Source organism: Pseudonocardia sp. D17 (genome assembly GCF_036984265.1).
GTDB lineage: Bacteria > Actinomycetota > Actinomycetes > Mycobacteriales > Pseudonocardiaceae > Pseudonocardia > Pseudonocardia benzenivorans.
Genome location: NZ_BPRG01000036.1, coordinates 1 through 13,869 on the forward strand (window position 1 = coordinate 1; position 13,869 = coordinate 13,869).

General features: G+C 73.4%; 14 protein-coding genes. 8 read left to right on the plus strand and 6 right to left on the minus strand.

The annotated features are described in order from the left end of the window. Window positions 1-57: 57 nt before the first annotated feature. The 3 genes from PSD17_RS05550 to PSD17_RS05560 are packed head-to-tail and all read right to left on the minus strand — an operon-like array spanning window position 58 to window position 2,812. Entirely contained in the window at window positions 58-1,020 is a 963-nt protein-coding gene (locus PSD17_RS05550; protein ID WP_013672293.1) for a PdxA family dehydrogenase, read from the minus strand. Beyond that, window positions 1,017-1,481, minus strand: a complete 465-nt coding sequence (locus tag PSD17_RS05555; RefSeq protein ID WP_013672294.1) for an aromatic-ring-hydroxylating dioxygenase subunit beta — start codon at window positions 1,479-1,481, stop codon at window positions 1,017-1,019. The genes PSD17_RS05550 and PSD17_RS05555 overlap by 4 nt, the downstream gene beginning before the upstream one ends. Then, on the minus strand, window positions 1,481-2,812 hold the full coding sequence (locus PSD17_RS05560; RefSeq protein WP_339121966.1) for an aromatic ring-hydroxylating dioxygenase subunit alpha: 1,332 nt from the start codon (window positions 2,810-2,812) through the stop codon (window positions 1,481-1,483). The genes PSD17_RS05555 and PSD17_RS05560 overlap by 1 nt, the downstream gene beginning before the upstream one ends. Before the next feature lie 142 nt (window positions 2,813-2,954). On the opposite strand from PSD17_RS05560, the gene PSD17_RS05565 reads away from it, so the two are divergent. After that, window positions 2,955-3,707, plus strand: a complete 753-nt coding sequence (locus PSD17_RS05565; RefSeq protein ID WP_339121968.1) for an IclR family transcriptional regulator domain-containing protein — start codon at window positions 2,955-2,957, stop codon at window positions 3,705-3,707. Window positions 3,708-3,792: 85 nt separating this feature from the next. Here PSD17_RS05565 and PSD17_RS05570 read toward each other — a convergent pair whose 3' ends face one another. Next, complete coding sequence (locus tag PSD17_RS05570) at window positions 3,793-4,548, minus strand: class I SAM-dependent methyltransferase (protein WP_013672296.1); 756 nt, start codon at window positions 4,546-4,548, stop codon at window positions 3,793-3,795. Between the two features lie 104 nt (window positions 4,549-4,652). Here PSD17_RS05570 and PSD17_RS05575 point away from each other — a divergent pair, with 104 nt between their 5' ends. The 4 genes from PSD17_RS05575 to PSD17_RS05590 are packed head-to-tail and all read left to right on the plus strand — an operon-like array spanning window position 4,653 to window position 9,401. Continuing rightward, a complete protein-coding gene (locus tag PSD17_RS05575; protein WP_339121970.1) occupies window positions 4,653-6,176 on the plus strand; it encodes an ABC transporter substrate-binding protein in 1,524 nt (507 codons plus the stop codon). After that, window positions 6,173-7,114 (plus strand): ABC transporter permease, encoded by a 942-nt coding sequence (locus PSD17_RS05580; protein WP_339121972.1) that lies wholly within the window; start codon window positions 6,173-6,175, stop codon window positions 7,112-7,114. Before PSD17_RS05575 ends, PSD17_RS05580 begins: the two co-directional genes overlap by 4 nt. A gap of 14 nt (window positions 7,115-7,128) precedes the next feature. Further along, the gene (locus PSD17_RS05585) at window positions 7,129-7,971 is read left to right on the plus strand and encodes an ABC transporter permease (RefSeq protein WP_233899252.1); all 843 of its coding nucleotides are present in this window, start codon (window positions 7,129-7,131) and stop codon (window positions 7,969-7,971) included. Continuing rightward, the gene (locus tag PSD17_RS05590) at window positions 7,968-9,401 is read left to right on the plus strand and encodes an ABC transporter ATP-binding protein (protein ID WP_339121974.1); all 1,434 of its coding nucleotides are present in this window, start codon (window positions 7,968-7,970) and stop codon (window positions 9,399-9,401) included. Before PSD17_RS05585 ends, PSD17_RS05590 begins: the two co-directional genes overlap by 4 nt. Before the next feature lie 47 nt (window positions 9,402-9,448). Here PSD17_RS05590 and PSD17_RS05595 read toward each other — a convergent pair whose 3' ends face one another. After that, window positions 9,449-10,081: a LysE family translocator gene (locus tag PSD17_RS05595; RefSeq protein WP_013672301.1), complete on the minus strand. Its 633-nt coding sequence runs from the start codon at window positions 10,079-10,081 to the stop codon at window positions 9,449-9,451. Between the two features lie 107 nt (window positions 10,082-10,188). Between PSD17_RS05595 and PSD17_RS05600 the strand changes: the two genes are divergently transcribed. Next, complete coding sequence (locus tag PSD17_RS05600) at window positions 10,189-10,641, plus strand: Lrp/AsnC family transcriptional regulator (RefSeq protein ID WP_013672302.1); 453 nt, start codon at window positions 10,189-10,191, stop codon at window positions 10,639-10,641. 49 nt (window positions 10,642-10,690) lie between these two features. Here PSD17_RS05600 and PSD17_RS05605 read toward each other — a convergent pair whose 3' ends face one another. Next, window positions 10,691-11,677, minus strand: a complete 987-nt coding sequence (locus tag PSD17_RS05605; protein WP_339121976.1) for a chemotaxis protein CheB — start codon at window positions 11,675-11,677, stop codon at window positions 10,691-10,693. A 221-nt stretch (window positions 11,678-11,898) separates the two neighbouring features. Between PSD17_RS05605 and PSD17_RS05610 the strand changes: the two genes are divergently transcribed. Together PSD17_RS05610 and PSD17_RS05615 are read left to right on the plus strand one after the other, a co-directional pair. After that, window positions 11,899-12,924, plus strand: coding sequence for a GAF and ANTAR domain-containing protein (locus PSD17_RS05610; RefSeq protein ID WP_339121978.1), 1,026 nt, complete (start codon window positions 11,899-11,901; stop codon window positions 12,922-12,924). 145 nt (window positions 12,925-13,069) lie between these two features. After that, window positions 13,070-13,732, plus strand: coding sequence for a hypothetical protein (locus PSD17_RS05615; RefSeq protein ID WP_339121980.1), 663 nt, complete (start codon window positions 13,070-13,072; stop codon window positions 13,730-13,732). The last annotated feature ends 137 nt before the right edge of the window (window positions 13,733-13,869 follow it).

A 13,869-nucleotide genomic window follows, 5' to 3' on the forward strand; every position in this document is an offset into this window, starting at 1 on the left:
CGCCCTTCAACGCGTCCTCAACCAAGATCAACCAGCGGCGGCTTGACACAGGGCAACTCACGCGGTGGTCTCCTTCGTTCGTCCGAACCGGGCCAGCGCACGGACCACGGCGGCAGGATCGGCGACGCCACGCCCGGCGATGTCGAAGGCGGTACCGTGGCCGACGCTGCTGAACGCCACCCCCGCACCGACGGTCATCGCCGTCGCCGTGCGGCCCGCCAGCAGCTTGACCGGCACGTGGCCCTGGTCGTGGTACATCGCCACGAATCCGTCGTGGCCCGGGGTGGTGAGCAGCACGTCGGAACCGGTGGGTCCGACCGCGTCGACGCCGAGCTCGCGCAGCGCGGCGACAGCGGGCACCGTGACCCGCTCGTCGTCGTCACCGAACAGGCCGCCCTCGCTCGCGTGCGGGTTCACGCCCATCACCCCGATCCGCGGTTGCGGGACCCCGAAGGACCGCAGAGCGCCGTGCAGCGCCTGCCCCGCAGCTGTGACGAGTTCGGGAGTGAGCCTGGCGAGGCCGTCGGCGAGACGTTCGTGCAGCGTGGCGTGCACGATGTCGAGTCCGCCCCCGGAGAGCAGTAGGAACACCCGGTCCTCGGGCACCCCGGTGAGCTGGGCGATGAGCGGGGGGTAGCCGCGGAACGCGATGCCCGCGGCGTGCACCGCGGTCTCCGAGTGGGGGCAGGCCACGATTCCGCGGTAGCCGCCGCCGAGTGCGAGCGCGACCGCGGTGCTGACGTACCGGACCGTCGCCGCGCCCGCCTCGGCGCTGACCGTGCCGGGCCGGAAGGCGTCCTCCGGCAGCGCGGCGACGTCGACGAGGTCCAGCACGCCGGCCTCGGGCGGTACGTCCGGGACGTGCTCGCGCAGCCGCACCCCGGCCGCGGCCGCGTGCCCGGCGAGCACGTGGCGGTCGCCGACGAGTACCGGCGGTTCCTGCGCGGCGGCCGCCGCGGCGACGGCGATCTCCGGGCCGATGCCGTTGGGGTCGCCGACGGCCAGCAGCACGCGGCTCACAGCGGCAGCGCCAGCAGCGTGTCGATCTCCTTGCTGTCGCACACCACGACCCGTTCGCGCAGCAGTGCCCGGCCGTCCGCGAGGTGGTACCGGTCGACGTAGCGGCCGGTCGCGAACACGTCGGTCGGGCCCCCGCCGGTCACGCGCATCACGACGAACGGCGTCTCGCTCCGCACGTCGCCGCCCGACTCGGAGAGGACCGCGGGCAGGCCCAGCATGTGCCGATAGACGTGCGGTTCGTAGATGTTGGCCTCCTGCAGCGCCGACACCCGGTCCCGGAGCATCCCGCGGGTGTCGGCCCAGATCACGCCGGCGGGCAGGCCGCGGGAGTAGTTGTCCGCGGTGGTGATCCGGTAATGGCAGTCCTCGGTGAAGAAGAGCGGCCAATCGTCGAGCGGCCCGTCGTCGATGCAGCGGGCGTAGTGCGCCTGGGCGCGGGCGATCGCAGTCTGGTTGTCCATCACGCGTGCCCCTCGCGGGTGATCCGGGACAGCTCGTGCTCACCGATCTCGTGCAGCGGTGCGGCGTCGTCGGCGACGAAGCCCATCGACGCGCGGTACGCCTGCCAGAACCCGCGGACGGAGGCCTCGGTCACCCGGCTCGCGCTCGACTCCGCTGTCTCGCCGCCCATCTGGAGCGTCGCGTACTCGTCCGACGCGCCGGCGATGCCGCGTTGCACGAACCCGCCGATCCCACCGTCCTCCATCGAGACGTATCCGGCGGGCCCGACCAGGTTGGACTGCTTCATCCGTACCAGGCGTTGCTCCTCGGTATCGGACTCGAAACCGAGATAGGTCCAGTTCAGCACCGTGTCGTCGGTGCCACGGGGCAGGATCTGGCGCACGGCGACGGAGTTCTGGATCTGCTGCAGCACGAACCCTGGGTAGACGGACAGGATCTGCAGCGTCACGTCGTCCCCGACCTCGCTGAAGCCCTCCAGGATCGACGGGTCGGCGAGCCGGTACTCCGACTCGGACCGGATGTTCTGCTGGCTGTACTCGGTGTCGGCCACGGCGGTGCGGTCGATCGCGGAGTAGCTCACGTGATGCCCGCCGGAGCGGTCGACGATGATGCCGCCCCGCTGGGAGAGCCGGTTGATGCCGAAGGTGGTGAAGAACAGGTGCAGGATGCTCGCGTGGTAGCTGTCCCGGACGTTCTCCGCGTACAGCTTCCAGTTGTTGGGCAGCCGCTGCGTGAAGCGGCCCAGCACCACCGGCGTCCGGCCGCCGAGCACCCGGTCGATCCGGTCGAGGATCTGTTCGCCGAGGTACTCCTCGATGTCGGGAAGGTCGTTCGACAGGGTGCCGAACACCAGGCCGTGGACCACGGCGATGCGCAGCTTGCGCGGGCCGTGGTCGTTCATGCAGAACCCGGCCGGCATGCCGCCCCGGCCCTGGACGCCCTCGGCGAAGGCGACCGCGGTCAGGTCGCCCTGCAGGTTGTAGGTCCAGGCGTGGTAGACGCAGGTGAACTCGCGGGCCGAGCCGTGGTCGGCCATCGCGATCAGTGCCCCGCGGTGGGCACAGCGGTTCTCGAATGCGTAGATCTCGCCGTCGACGTCGCGGGTGACGAGGACCGGCTGCTCGCCGATGAAGGTCGCGCAGAAGTCACCGGGCTCGGCGAGCTCCGCCTCCAGGCAGAGGTAGCTCCAGGTCGGCCCGTGGAAGATCCGGTCCTGCTCGGCACGGTAGACCTCCTCGTCCTGGAACACCCAGTACGGGACGCGGCTCAGCGACTGCGGCCAACTCCTGTCGGGCGCGCGCCCCACGACCGTGCCGCTGAGGCGATCCATCGTCGGTTCCTCCCGTCCGGCGCCGCTCGACGGGCGCGGCGCCCCCTGCTAATGTGTTCGATAATCGAACTACGATCCGAATATCGAACACATTGAAGACGTGGGTGGACCCTGTCGTCAACCCGGGTCTCGGAGGAGGACCATGCCCGCAGCCGAGGGAATGGCCGGGCTGGCCAAGGGACTGGCGATCCTCGAACACTTCGGCCAGGCCAGACCGTCGCTCACGATCAGCGAGGCCGCCGAGTTGACCGGGCTGAGCCGCGCGGTGGCGCGCCGTTGCCTGCTCACCCTCGTCGAGGTCGGGTACCTCACCCACGACGGCAGGTACTTCGCGCCGACGCCGCGGCTGTTGCGGCTGGGTGACGCCTATGTCGAGTCGACCGCCCTGCCCCAGCTGGCGGGGCCGCACCTGGCGGCCGTGCGTGAGAACGTGCAGGAGTCCGCGTCGCTCGCCGTCCTGCAGAACGACGACGCGCTGTTCATCGCCCGCAGCGAGGCGAGGCGGATCGTGAACACCGGCGTCCGGGTCGGGGCGGCCGTGCCCGCCTACGCGTCGGCGACCGGGCACGTGCTGCTGGCGGGCCTGACGGAGGCGGACCTCGAGGTCTACCTCGCTCGCTGCACGCCCCAGCCGCGGACGCCGAAGACCCCGCGGACCGCGGCCGAGATCCGGGACCGCGTGCACCGGGCCCGCGAGGAACGCGCAGCGTTCACCGACGAGGAGCTGGAGTACGGGCTGCGCTCGCTCGCGGTGCCGGTGCTCGACTCCCGCAACCACGTGGTCGCCGCGATGTCGGTGAGCGCGACGGCCGCGCGGATTTCGATGAGCCGGATGCGCAAGGACTTCCTGCCGATCCTGCACGAGCAGGCCGACCTGCTGGGGCGCAAACTCTGAGCAGCCTTCTCAGGTCGGCGTCGAGGCCCGAGCGCAACCTGAGCGTCGCGCTCGCGCGTCCGCACAGCACTGGGGTTGCAGCCGCTTACCGGATGCCGACGATCACCCGGTCGTCACCGACCTGCCACACGGTCCCGGCCTCGGCGAACCCGGCCTCGAGCAGGAACGTGAGGTAGTCGTGGACCGTCGGTCTGTCGTCGACGACGTGGGCGAAACCGCCGGCGCGCGCCTTGACGAGGTCGGCGAGCTCGGGCGCCTCGTCGACGGCGCGCCACCACGTCTGCCAGTCCTCGGGGCGGTCGGTGCCGGTCCGGACGGCCCGTCGGGCGGTGAGCGAGCGGGCGAGTGCGTCGAGCCGAGGGGCGACGGGGCCCTCGTAGAGGTGGTCGCCGTCGACGAACACCCCGCCGGGTGCCAGCTCCGCGCCGCAGCGGGAGATCAACGCACGTAACGGCCCCCGGTTCATCCAGTGCAGCGCCGTGGTGCTGACGAACGCGTCGGGCGCCCGGTCGAGGCCCAGCGCCGCGAACCAGGTGTCCTCGCGCAGGTCGCCGGCGACGGTCCGCAGCCGGTCGGAGCCGTGCGCGAGATCGGCGAGGCCGCGCAGCAGCGGGTCGGCGTCGATACCCACGACCCGGGCCCCGGGGAGCCGCTCGAGCAGCCGGACGGCGAGCGAGCCGGGTCCGGTCCCGAGGTCGACGATCAGCGGGTCGGGGCGCCGGACGACCTCCTCCACGACGTCCGCGATCACCGCGAACCGCTCCTCGCGGTCGGGCATGTAGTGCTCCTGCTGGCGGTCCCACCGGTCGAGCCAGTACCGGGCCCGGTCGCGGGTCGGCATCCGTCGCACCTCCGTGTCTCCGGTTCGCCCGGACTATATCTGTTTGTCTGCTCAGATGAGTATTCTGACCGCTGCGCTTCTGCTGCGACGCTCGGAGGTCCCCTGTGCCCGTCTCCCGCCGTTCCTTCCTCGCCGGGGTCGCCGGCGCGGGTGCTCTCGCAACGCTCGCGGCCTGTGCGAACGGCGGCGCGGGCGGTGCGCCGCAGACGGGTGGACGGCTGCGCGCGGCGTTCGTCGCCGGCGGGGCGCAGGAGACGCTCGATCCGCACAGGTTGCCCCAGTTCATGGACCAGGCCCGCGCCAAGGCCTGCTTCGACACCCTCGGCCGCTGGGAACAGGACATGTCCTGCACGCCGCGGCTCGCCGAGTCCTGGGAGCCCGACGCCACCGGTACCCGTTGGCGGATCCGGTTGCGGCAGGCGTCGTTCCACGACGGCCGTCCCGTCCGGGCCACGGACGTCCTCTACACCTACCGGCGGATCGCCGACCCGGCCACGACGGCGAGTGCCGCGGCCCTGTTCACGGGCATCGACTTCGCCGCGAGCCGCGCGGTGAACGACCGCGAGCTGGAGATCGTGCTCGGCGCGCCCAACCACCTGTTCCCCGTCGCGCTCGGCTCCTACGGCAGCGAGATCGTCCCGGAGGGCACGACGAGCTTCGCCGCACCCGTCGGCTCCGGGCCGTTCCGGTTCGTGTCGTTCACCCCCGGCGGACCGGCGCTCTACCGACGCAACGACGCCTACTGGGACGGCGCCCCCGCGCTCGACGAGCTCGAGTTCCTCCCCGTCGCCGACGAGAGCGCCCGCGTCGGTGCCCTGCTCTCCGGTCAGATCGAGTACGCCCACGACATCCGCGCGACCAGCGCGCAACAGCTCGCGTCGGACTCGCGGGCGCAGGTCCTCACCGCCCCGGGCGCGGCGTTCCAGTTCCTCTACGTCAAGCACGACCGCCCACCGTTCGACGACCCCCGGCTGCGCCAGGCGCTCGTGCTCGGCCTCGACCGCGAGGCGCTCGCCCGCGTCGCCCTCCTCGGCCGCGGTCAGCCGGGCAACGACATGTTCGGGAAGGGCCTGCGGTACTACCCGGACGCGGTCCCACAGCGAACCCGCGACGTCGACCGGGCGAAGGCACTCGTCGCCGAGTCCGGCGTGACGACGGTCGAGCTCTCCACCGGCGTCACCGACCCGTCCTGGCCGGCCGCGACCCAGCTGATCGTCGCCCAGCTCGCCGAGATCGGGCTGACCGCCCAGGTCAGGAACGTCCCGCCGGAGACCTACTTCGCCGACGTGCGCAAGAACGCGACCATGCACTTCAGTCGCACCGGGACGCTGCCCGTCCAGAACTGGATCGCGACGACGCAGCTGTCGTCGGCGCTCACGAACAGCTTCAGCAAGTACGTCGACCCCGAGATCGACAGGCTGCACGCGCAGGCCCTCGCCGACCCCGACGAGGGTGCCCGCGCGGCCGCGATCGGCAGCGCGCTCACCCGCATCCACGACAACATCGCCTCGCCGATCTGGGGCATCAGTGACTGGATCGTCGGCGTGCACGGGGACGTCAAGGGTCTGCAGGGCTTTCGCCCCAACACGTTCGACTGGGCGAACTTCGCCAAGGCGTCGCTGGGGTGACCGCGCGGGCCGGGATGCGGGTCGGCCTGGCGCTGCTGCAGCTCGTCGCGGTGTCGGTCGGTGTCTTCGTGCTGACGACGTTCCTGCCCGGCGACACGGCCGAGGTGGTACTGGGCCCGCTCGCGACGCCCGAGCAGATCGAGATGCTGCGCGGTCAGCTGGGCCTCGACCGGCCGGTGTGGGCGCAGTTCGCCGACTGGGTGGGCGGTCTCGTGCACGGCGACCTCGGCAGGTCGATCGCCACGGGGCGCCCGGTGGTCGACGACATCGGGTCGCGGCTGGGCCTCACCGTCGTGCTGGCGCTGCTCGCCGTGGTGGTCCTGGTCCCGCTCGTCGTGGTGCTCGGCCTCTACGGTGGCCGGCATCCCGGGTCGCCGGCGGACCGGCTGATCACCGCGGCGACGACCGTCGCGCACGCCGTTCCCGACTTCGCGTTGGGGCTGCTGCTCGTCGCGCTGTTCGCGCTCCAGCTCGGCTGGCTGCCGGCGACGGCCGCGGGCACCGTCGGGCTCTCCGGGCTGACGGCGCCGATGCTGGTGCTGCCCGTCGCGATCCTGGTGTCCAACCAGCTGGGCCGGCTCGCCCGGCAGGTCCGCATCGGCGTCGTGGAGGCGGACGCGGCCGAGCACGTCGCGCACCTGCGCCGGCTCGGGCTGGCCGAGCGCACGGTCCTGCTGCGCCACGTGCTGCCCGCCGGGGTGGTGCCGTCGCTGCAGCAGTTCGCCCGCACCGTCGACGGGCTGCTCGGCGGGGTGCTCGTCGTCGAGGCGTTGTTCGCGCTGCCCGGTCTCGGGTCCGGCTTCGTGGCGGCAGTGCAGACCCGCGACCTGCCCGTCGTCCAGGCGTACGCGCTGCTCTTCGCGGCGACGACGGTCGTGGTCAACCTGGTCGCGGACCTGGCGTCGGCCCGGCTCGTGCCGCAGGCGGTACGGCTGTGACGACACTCGGCCCGTTGACCGAGCTCGCCGTCGCGCCGGCGATGCCGCGGCGCGCCCGGCTCCGCGGCCGGACGACCCGGCGGGTACTCCGGGTGCTCGGCTGGGTGCTGCTCGCGGTGCCGCTGCTGGTCGCGGTCGTCGGCCCGGTACTCGCGCCGTCGACGGCACCGGGCGGCGTCCCGCTGCAGCAGCCCGGGCCCGGGCATCTGCTCGGGACCGACGTCCTCGGCCGGGACCTGCTCGGCCTCGTCCTCGTCGGTGGGACGACGGTGGTGTCGCTGACGTTGGCGTCGCTGGTGCTCGCCTATGCCGTCGCGGTGCCGATCGGGCTGCTCGTCGCCGCGCGCGGGCGGATCCTGGAGGGGCTGACGATCGGGCTGCTCGACGTCCTGCTGGCGCTGCCGTCGTTGCTGGTGCTGATGGTGCTCGCCGCGACCGGGCGGAACGGGATCGGCTGGCTCGTCCTCGCGGTGGCGCTGGTACAGGTGCCCTATGTCGTGCGGCTGGTGCGCGGTGCGGCGGCGGCACCGTCGTGCCTCGCGACGCTCGAGGCGATGACGATGGGCGGCGAGCCCTGGTGGCGTGTGCGGATCGTCGAGACGGGGCGCCGGGTGCTGCCGCCCGTGCTCGTCGACGCGACGACGCGGGTGTCCGGTGTGGTCGGGCTGCTGTCGGCTGCGAACTTCCTGGGCGTCGGGCTCGATCCGGCGGTGGTCGACTGGGCGGTGGTCGTCGACCAGAACATGACGGCGTTGTTCCTGCGGCCGTCGGCCGTGCTGCTGCCCGCGGGGTTGCTCGTCGCACTGTGCGCGGGGACGAACCTGCTGGTCGACGACCTGCTGGAGCGTCGAGCGTGACGGTGCTGGAGGTCGACGGGCTGTGCGCCGACGCGGGGGAGCACCGGCTGCTCCACGACGTCGACCTGGTGCTGGACCGCGGCGAGGTGCTCGCTGTGCTGGGCGACTCGGGGGCGGGCAAGAGCACGCTCGGCCTGGCCCTGCTCGGGGAGTCGGCACCCGGCGTGGCACTCTCCGGCACCGTCCGTCCTGTGAGCGGCGACGGCCGCCATGGCGACGATCGCCGCTCACGACCGACGCGCGTCGCGCTGCTGCCACAGCACCCCGGTGCCGTGCTCGACCCGGTACGGCGCGTCGGTGGGGTGCTGCGCGAGCTGGCGGCGCTCGTGCACGACGACCGGGCCGCCCGTGCCGAGGCGGTCGGCGCCGCCTGCGAGGCAGCCCGTTTCGACCCGGCCCTGCTGCGTCGCTTCCCGCACCAGCTCTCCGGGGGGCAGCAGCAGCGTGCGGCGCTGGCGCAGACGCTGGTCACCGGACCCGCGGTGCTCGTCCTCGACGAGCCGACGACGAGCCTGGACCCCGCGACGTCCGCCGAGCTCGTCGACCGGCTCGCCGCGCTGCGCGACGCCGGGACGGCGCTGGTCCTGCTCACCCACGACGAGGAGGTCGCCCGCGCGCTCGGCGGCCGGGCGCTGCGGCTCGACCGCGGCCGGGTCCTCGCCCGCGGGACGGTGGCGGAGCTGCTCGGATGCGCGGCACCGCGGCACGTCCCGGCGAGCCCGGTACCCGGACGGGCCCGGCTCGAGGTCCGCGGGCTCACCGTGGCCGACCGGGCCGGTCGGCTGATCCTGCGCGGCATCGACCTCGACGCGACGGCCGGCGAGATGGTCGCCGTCGTCGGGCCGTCGGGGGCGGGCAAGACGACGCTGGGCCGCGGGATCGCCGGCCTCGTCGACGTCCGCGGCACGGTCCGGGTCGACGGCGCCACGCTGCCCGCCCGGATCGGCCGCCGCAGCCGGCCCCAGCGTCGCGCGGTGCAGTACGTCCACCAGGACCCGCGCGCGACGTTCCTCGCCCGCAGCCCGGTGCTCGACCAGGTCGCCCGCCCGGCGACGCTGCTGCGCGACCTCCCGGCCGCCGCGGCCCGGGAGGAGGCGGGGAAGCTGTTGGCCCGACTCGGTGTCGCGCCCGACGTGGCGGCCCGCCGTCCGGCGACGCTGTCCGGCGGCCAGCTCCAGCGGGCCGCCGTCGCTCGCGCGCTCGTCGCGCGTCCGGCCGTCCTGGTGTGCGACGAGGTCACCGCCGCTCTCGACGCCGCACATCGTGACCACCTGCTCGCCGCGATCGCCGCGCTGCGCCACGATCACGGCACGACGGTGCTGCTGATCAGCCACGACCTGCCGTTGATCGAGCGCGTCGCCGACCGGACCGTCCTCGTCGCCGACGGGTGCCTCCGCGCCGAGGACCCGGTGCGGCGGGCGTCGAGCTGATCGCGTCCCCGCCGCGGCGACCGGGCCGGACGTCCGGTGGGCCGCGGTCAGACCCGGTGGACGAGCTGCCCGACGACCATCGCCACACCGAGCCCGACCATCACGACCCCCGAGATCCGGCCGACGACCGTCGCGGCAGCCGGTCGGGCCCGCAGCACCACGCGGGCACCGGTCGCGACGCCGAGGTAGACCAGTGCGCAGTTGGCGACGTGCACGAGACCGAGGAACAGGATCTGGGCGGTCACCGGCCAGGGCCCGCCGGGGTCGGTGAACTGCGGCAGCAGCGCCAGGATCAGCAGGAACACCTTCGGGTTCAGCCCGGAGGTGCCCAGCCCGGTCCCGGCCTGCCGCAACCACGAACCCGGCACCGGACCGCCGTCCGGCGTCGCGAGCTGCGGGGCGGCGGGCCGGAGCAGCGCCGTCCCACCGAGCCAGACGAGATACGCGGCCCCCGCGACGGTGAGACCCACCATGACCGCCGGGATCCGGGCAAGGAGCGCCGCAGTCCCTGCGGCCACCGCGACGGTCGCGAGCAGGTGTCCGGCGACCAGGCCGCCGACCGCCGGAACGACGCTGCGGTGGCGCACGCCCGCGGCGAGCAGGTAGGCCCAGTCGGCGCCGGGCGTCAGGACGAACACCAACGAGACCACCCAGAACGCGACAACGGTGCCGGCCGCCATTCTCTCCTCCTGCCACATCGACTCCTACGGACAAGGTAGGAACCGTGCGGCCGAAGATGTTCCCAAGTTTTCCCTGGACACGGCGTTGATGGGGAAGAATCTGGCGCGTGGACGCCGTCGACCGACAAATTCTTGCCGAGCTACAGCACGACGGCCGGTTGTCCGTCACCGAGCTCGCCGAGCGGGTCCGGCTGAGCGTGTCGCCGTGTCATCGCCGGCTGCGCGCGCTGGAGGCGTCGGGAGCGATCAGCGGCTACCGGGCGCAGCTCCACGCGCCGACACTCGGCCTCGGCTTCGACGCGCTGCTGTTCGTGACGATGCGGGGCTCCGACCGCGACACGGTGCACGCCTTCGAGGCCGCCGTCGTCGAGATCCCCAACGTGGTCGAGGCCCAGCGGCTCTTCGGCGACCCCGACTACATGCTCCGCGTCCTGACGCGCGACCTCGCCGCGTTCCAGGAGCTCTACGACGACCGGCTGGCGGCCCTGCCGGGCGTGCAGCGGGTGAGCTCGACGCTCGTCATGAAGACCGTCGCGGAGAACCGGCCACTGCCCATCTGACTCCCGAGGCCCCGGGACGACGACGCACCCGCGAGACGAACCCGAGCGGCTACTCGGGGTCCGGTGGAGCCGTCGGCGTCGCGATCACGATGCGCTCCCGGAGCGACGCGGCGAGGTCGGCGGAGTGCTGGGCCGCGGTGACGTAGTCCGGGGGGACGGTGTCCAGCATGTTCTCGGTGAGGTGCCGGGCCAGAGCCGCGTGTTCCTCCAGCGCAGCGACCGCGCTCCACAGCTTCGCCTCGGCCGCTTCGCGCTGTGCCGCCTCCAGGCTCTGGGGGCCGTACTGGTGGCCGACGTGGCAGCGGTAGTAGCTGATGTGCGGCAGGTCGATACGGGCCAGCGCCCCGCTGCACTCGGGGCAGACGATGCGTGACGGGACGGTTCCGTCGTTGCGTACGAGGTCGAGGTCGCCGGCAGCCGGGGCGGTGTCGCGAGGTTCGCTCATCGGTATGTCTTCCGTGTGCGCCATGCAGGTGGCGAGATCGGCGAGAACGGGTCCGAGCGTCGAGGCCCGGGCTGCGACGGCGTCGGGCACGGATCGCTGCACCGCGCGGGGCATCGACGAGAACCGCGCGTCGGCGGGGTCCTGGACCGTGACACGTCCGCCGGCCCGGGCGATCAGGGCGGCGCCCGCCGCCCCGTCGTCCAGGGCGCCGGACAGCACGGCCGCGGTGACGTGGGGACCGTGCGTCCTGGCCGCGGACGCGAACAGGACGTCGATCGCGGGGCGGTGCTGGTTGACCCGCGGTGCCGCGCTGAGGTTCACCGTGCCGGTCCGGCTGGTCATCAGGTGCCGTCCGGGTCCGGCGACCAGGATGTGTCCGGGGCGCAGTGGGGCCCCGTCGTCGGCCAGGGCCGCCGGCAGTGGTCCGGCGCGCGCGAGGATGCGCGCCAGCGCGGTGTCGGGCCGTTGCGAGGTGTGCACGATCACGAGCACGGCCGCGGGGAGGTCCGCCGGGAGCTCCGCCGCGAGTTCGAGCAGGGCCTCGATCCCACCGGCAGAACCTCCGACGACGACCAGTGGCAGTGTCCGCACGGCGACCTCCTTCCCACGGGACGACGATCCAACCCTCACGACGTGCAACGGGCGAGTGCGTGCCGCCGCTTGTCCAGGAGCCCTCTGTCTTGTTCGATCGGAGCCCGAGGTCCGCGACCGGGCCTCTGACGGATGGTTCGGCGGTCACCGCCCCGACGGACGACGCTGACGGACGACGCCGGCACACGAACGCCGACGGACGACACGGAGGGCAGAGCGACATGACGACGGGCGACCCGTACGACGTGCATGCCCTGGCGGAGACCCTGGCGCTGGTGGAGAACACCCTGGCGCTGCTGGACGAGCAGATCGACCGGCGGACGGGTGATGGTTCGGTCGTCGGGCCCACGCCGGCGGCGACCGAGAACCGGAACGTCCGCCTCGCCGCCGCCCGCATCGCCCGCGCGAACGCCGCCGAGCTGCGGAGGCGAGCGTCGAGTCTCGCCGAGGCGACCGCCGTGCTCCGTGAGCGGAACTCCTCGAGCCGGGCGGTGGCGGCGCGGCTCATCGCGGCGAGCCGCGGCAAGACCGACGGCCGCGCGGGCGGTGCCCGGCCGCTCGATCTCGACCGGCTGGCCGGCAGGCTGGTCGGTGCGACCGACATCGCGGAGGTGCTCGAACCCACCCTGCGCGTCCTCCGATCCCTCGTCCCCGACGGCGGCGCGGCCGGCGCCCTGGTGCGGACCGGCAAGTTGATCGACGTGGGGGCGACCCTCGGCCCACGAGCGGAGGCGAGCCTGCGCACCGAGGTGGACACCGGACGGGGACCGGGAACCGAGGCGATGCGGTCCGGGACGGTCGTCGCCCTGCCGGACCTGCTCGACGCACGAGCGGGCGTGCGGTGGCCCTACTACCGCGACCAGGTCGTCGGCGCAGGTGTCCGGGCGGTGCTCGCGCTGCCGCTGCGTGGGAACCAGCAACGCCCGGCCGGCGCCCTGGTGCTTGTGTCGGGCACCCCCGGCGCGTTCGGTCCGGATGTGGTGGAGGCGGGACGATCCTGTGCGGCGCTGGCCGCCCTCGCGCTGCTGAAGGTGCAGGGTGCGGCCTCGGCGACCCGCGCGATCGCCACCCGCGACATGATCGGACAGGCGAAGGGTCTGCTGATGCAGCAACACGGTATCGACGCCGACGAGGCGTTCGACCGGCTCATCCGGGCCTCTCAGGAACGCAACGTCAAGCTCGTCGCCGTCGCGGACGAGGTGGTGCGCGCGCACCTGGCGCGGGAGTTCGGCCGTCGGACGGCATGAACCTGTCAGGGCGGGCCTGATCGCCGGGCCTGCAACGCGCCCGCTTCGGCGCGCGAAGGCGGACCTGTTCGAATCCGGCCGGCGGCCGGTGGCGGGGTACCGTGGGCGAGGCTCTCGCACGCCGTCACGGCACCTGGAGCAGGCGATGACCGGTCCCTCCCGAAGTAGCGATCCCCGTACGGCTGCCGACGATCGCGACGTCGCCGCGGCCGCCCGTGACGACTGCGCCGACCAGCGCGACGCACGGTCCCGGGATCGGGACAGTGCCGCCGGCCTCCGCGACGACGCCGCCCGCACCCGCGACGACGCGGCGGCCCCCGAGCGCGTACGGGTGCTCTCCCGGCTCCGGACGCTGCGCGAACACCTCGCCGGTGGAGCCTTCGGTCAGGCGCCGCCGGGGGCGGTGGTCGTGACGGCCGACGAGGCGGCCGCGGCGAGGAGCGTGCTCGACGACGCGATCGCGCTGTTGGAGAGGACCGGGACGGTACGCGCCCAGTCGGCCGGGGACCGCCGCGACGCCGCGCGCGATCGTCTCGCCGCCGCCCAGGACCGGGGCGCCTCCGGTCGCGACCGCGACGACTCGGCCGCGGACCGCGACCAGGCGTGCATCGACCGCGAGCAGGCCGATCACCGGATCGACTTCGGTGCCGTCGCACGGCAGGCCGAAGCCGGTCGGGACGCCACCCGCACCTGGGTCGACCAGGCAACGCTCAGCAGCCAGGACCGCATCGCGGAGAGCAGGCGGATCCTCGCCCAGACCGACCGGCGAAGTCGTCGTCGGGGTCAGGGCGACGCCGACGCCGTCTGATCCGTCCCGCAGCGGGGGCGACGCGGGCGACCGGAGGGAGCGCCCGCGCGGGGGACGGGTGTGTCCTGCCGTAGGAGCCCTTCCACCATCCGAGGGCGCTGACACGGGGCATCGGAAGCCGTTCCGAGATCCGCTCG

Bases quoted from the DNA above. Each gene is read 5' to 3' on its own strand.
- PSD17_RS05555 (WP_013672294.1), bottom strand. From the start codon at position 1,481: ATGGACAACCAGACTGCGATCGCCCGCGCCCAGGCGCACTACGCCCGC.
- PSD17_RS05560 (WP_339121966.1), bottom strand. From the start codon at position 2,812: ATGGATCGCCTCAGCGGCACGGTCGTGGGGCGCGCGCCCGACAGGAGT.
- PSD17_RS05570 (WP_013672296.1), bottom strand. From the start codon at position 4,548: ATGCCGACCCGCGACCGGGCCCGGTACTGGCTCGACCGGTGGGACCGC.
- PSD17_RS05610 (WP_339121978.1), top strand. From the start codon at position 11,899: ATGACGACGGGCGACCCGTACGACGTGCATGCCCTGGCGGAGACCCTG.
- PSD17_RS05565 (WP_339121968.1), top strand. From the start codon at position 2,955: ATGCCCGCAGCCGAGGGAATGGCCGGGCTGGCCAAGGGACTGGCGATC.
- PSD17_RS05615 (WP_339121980.1), top strand. From the start codon at position 13,070: ATGACCGGTCCCTCCCGAAGTAGCGATCCCCGTACGGCTGCCGACGAT.
- PSD17_RS05595 (WP_013672301.1), bottom strand. From the start codon at position 10,081: ATGGCGGCCGGCACCGTTGTCGCGTTCTGGGTGGTCTCGTTGGTGTTC.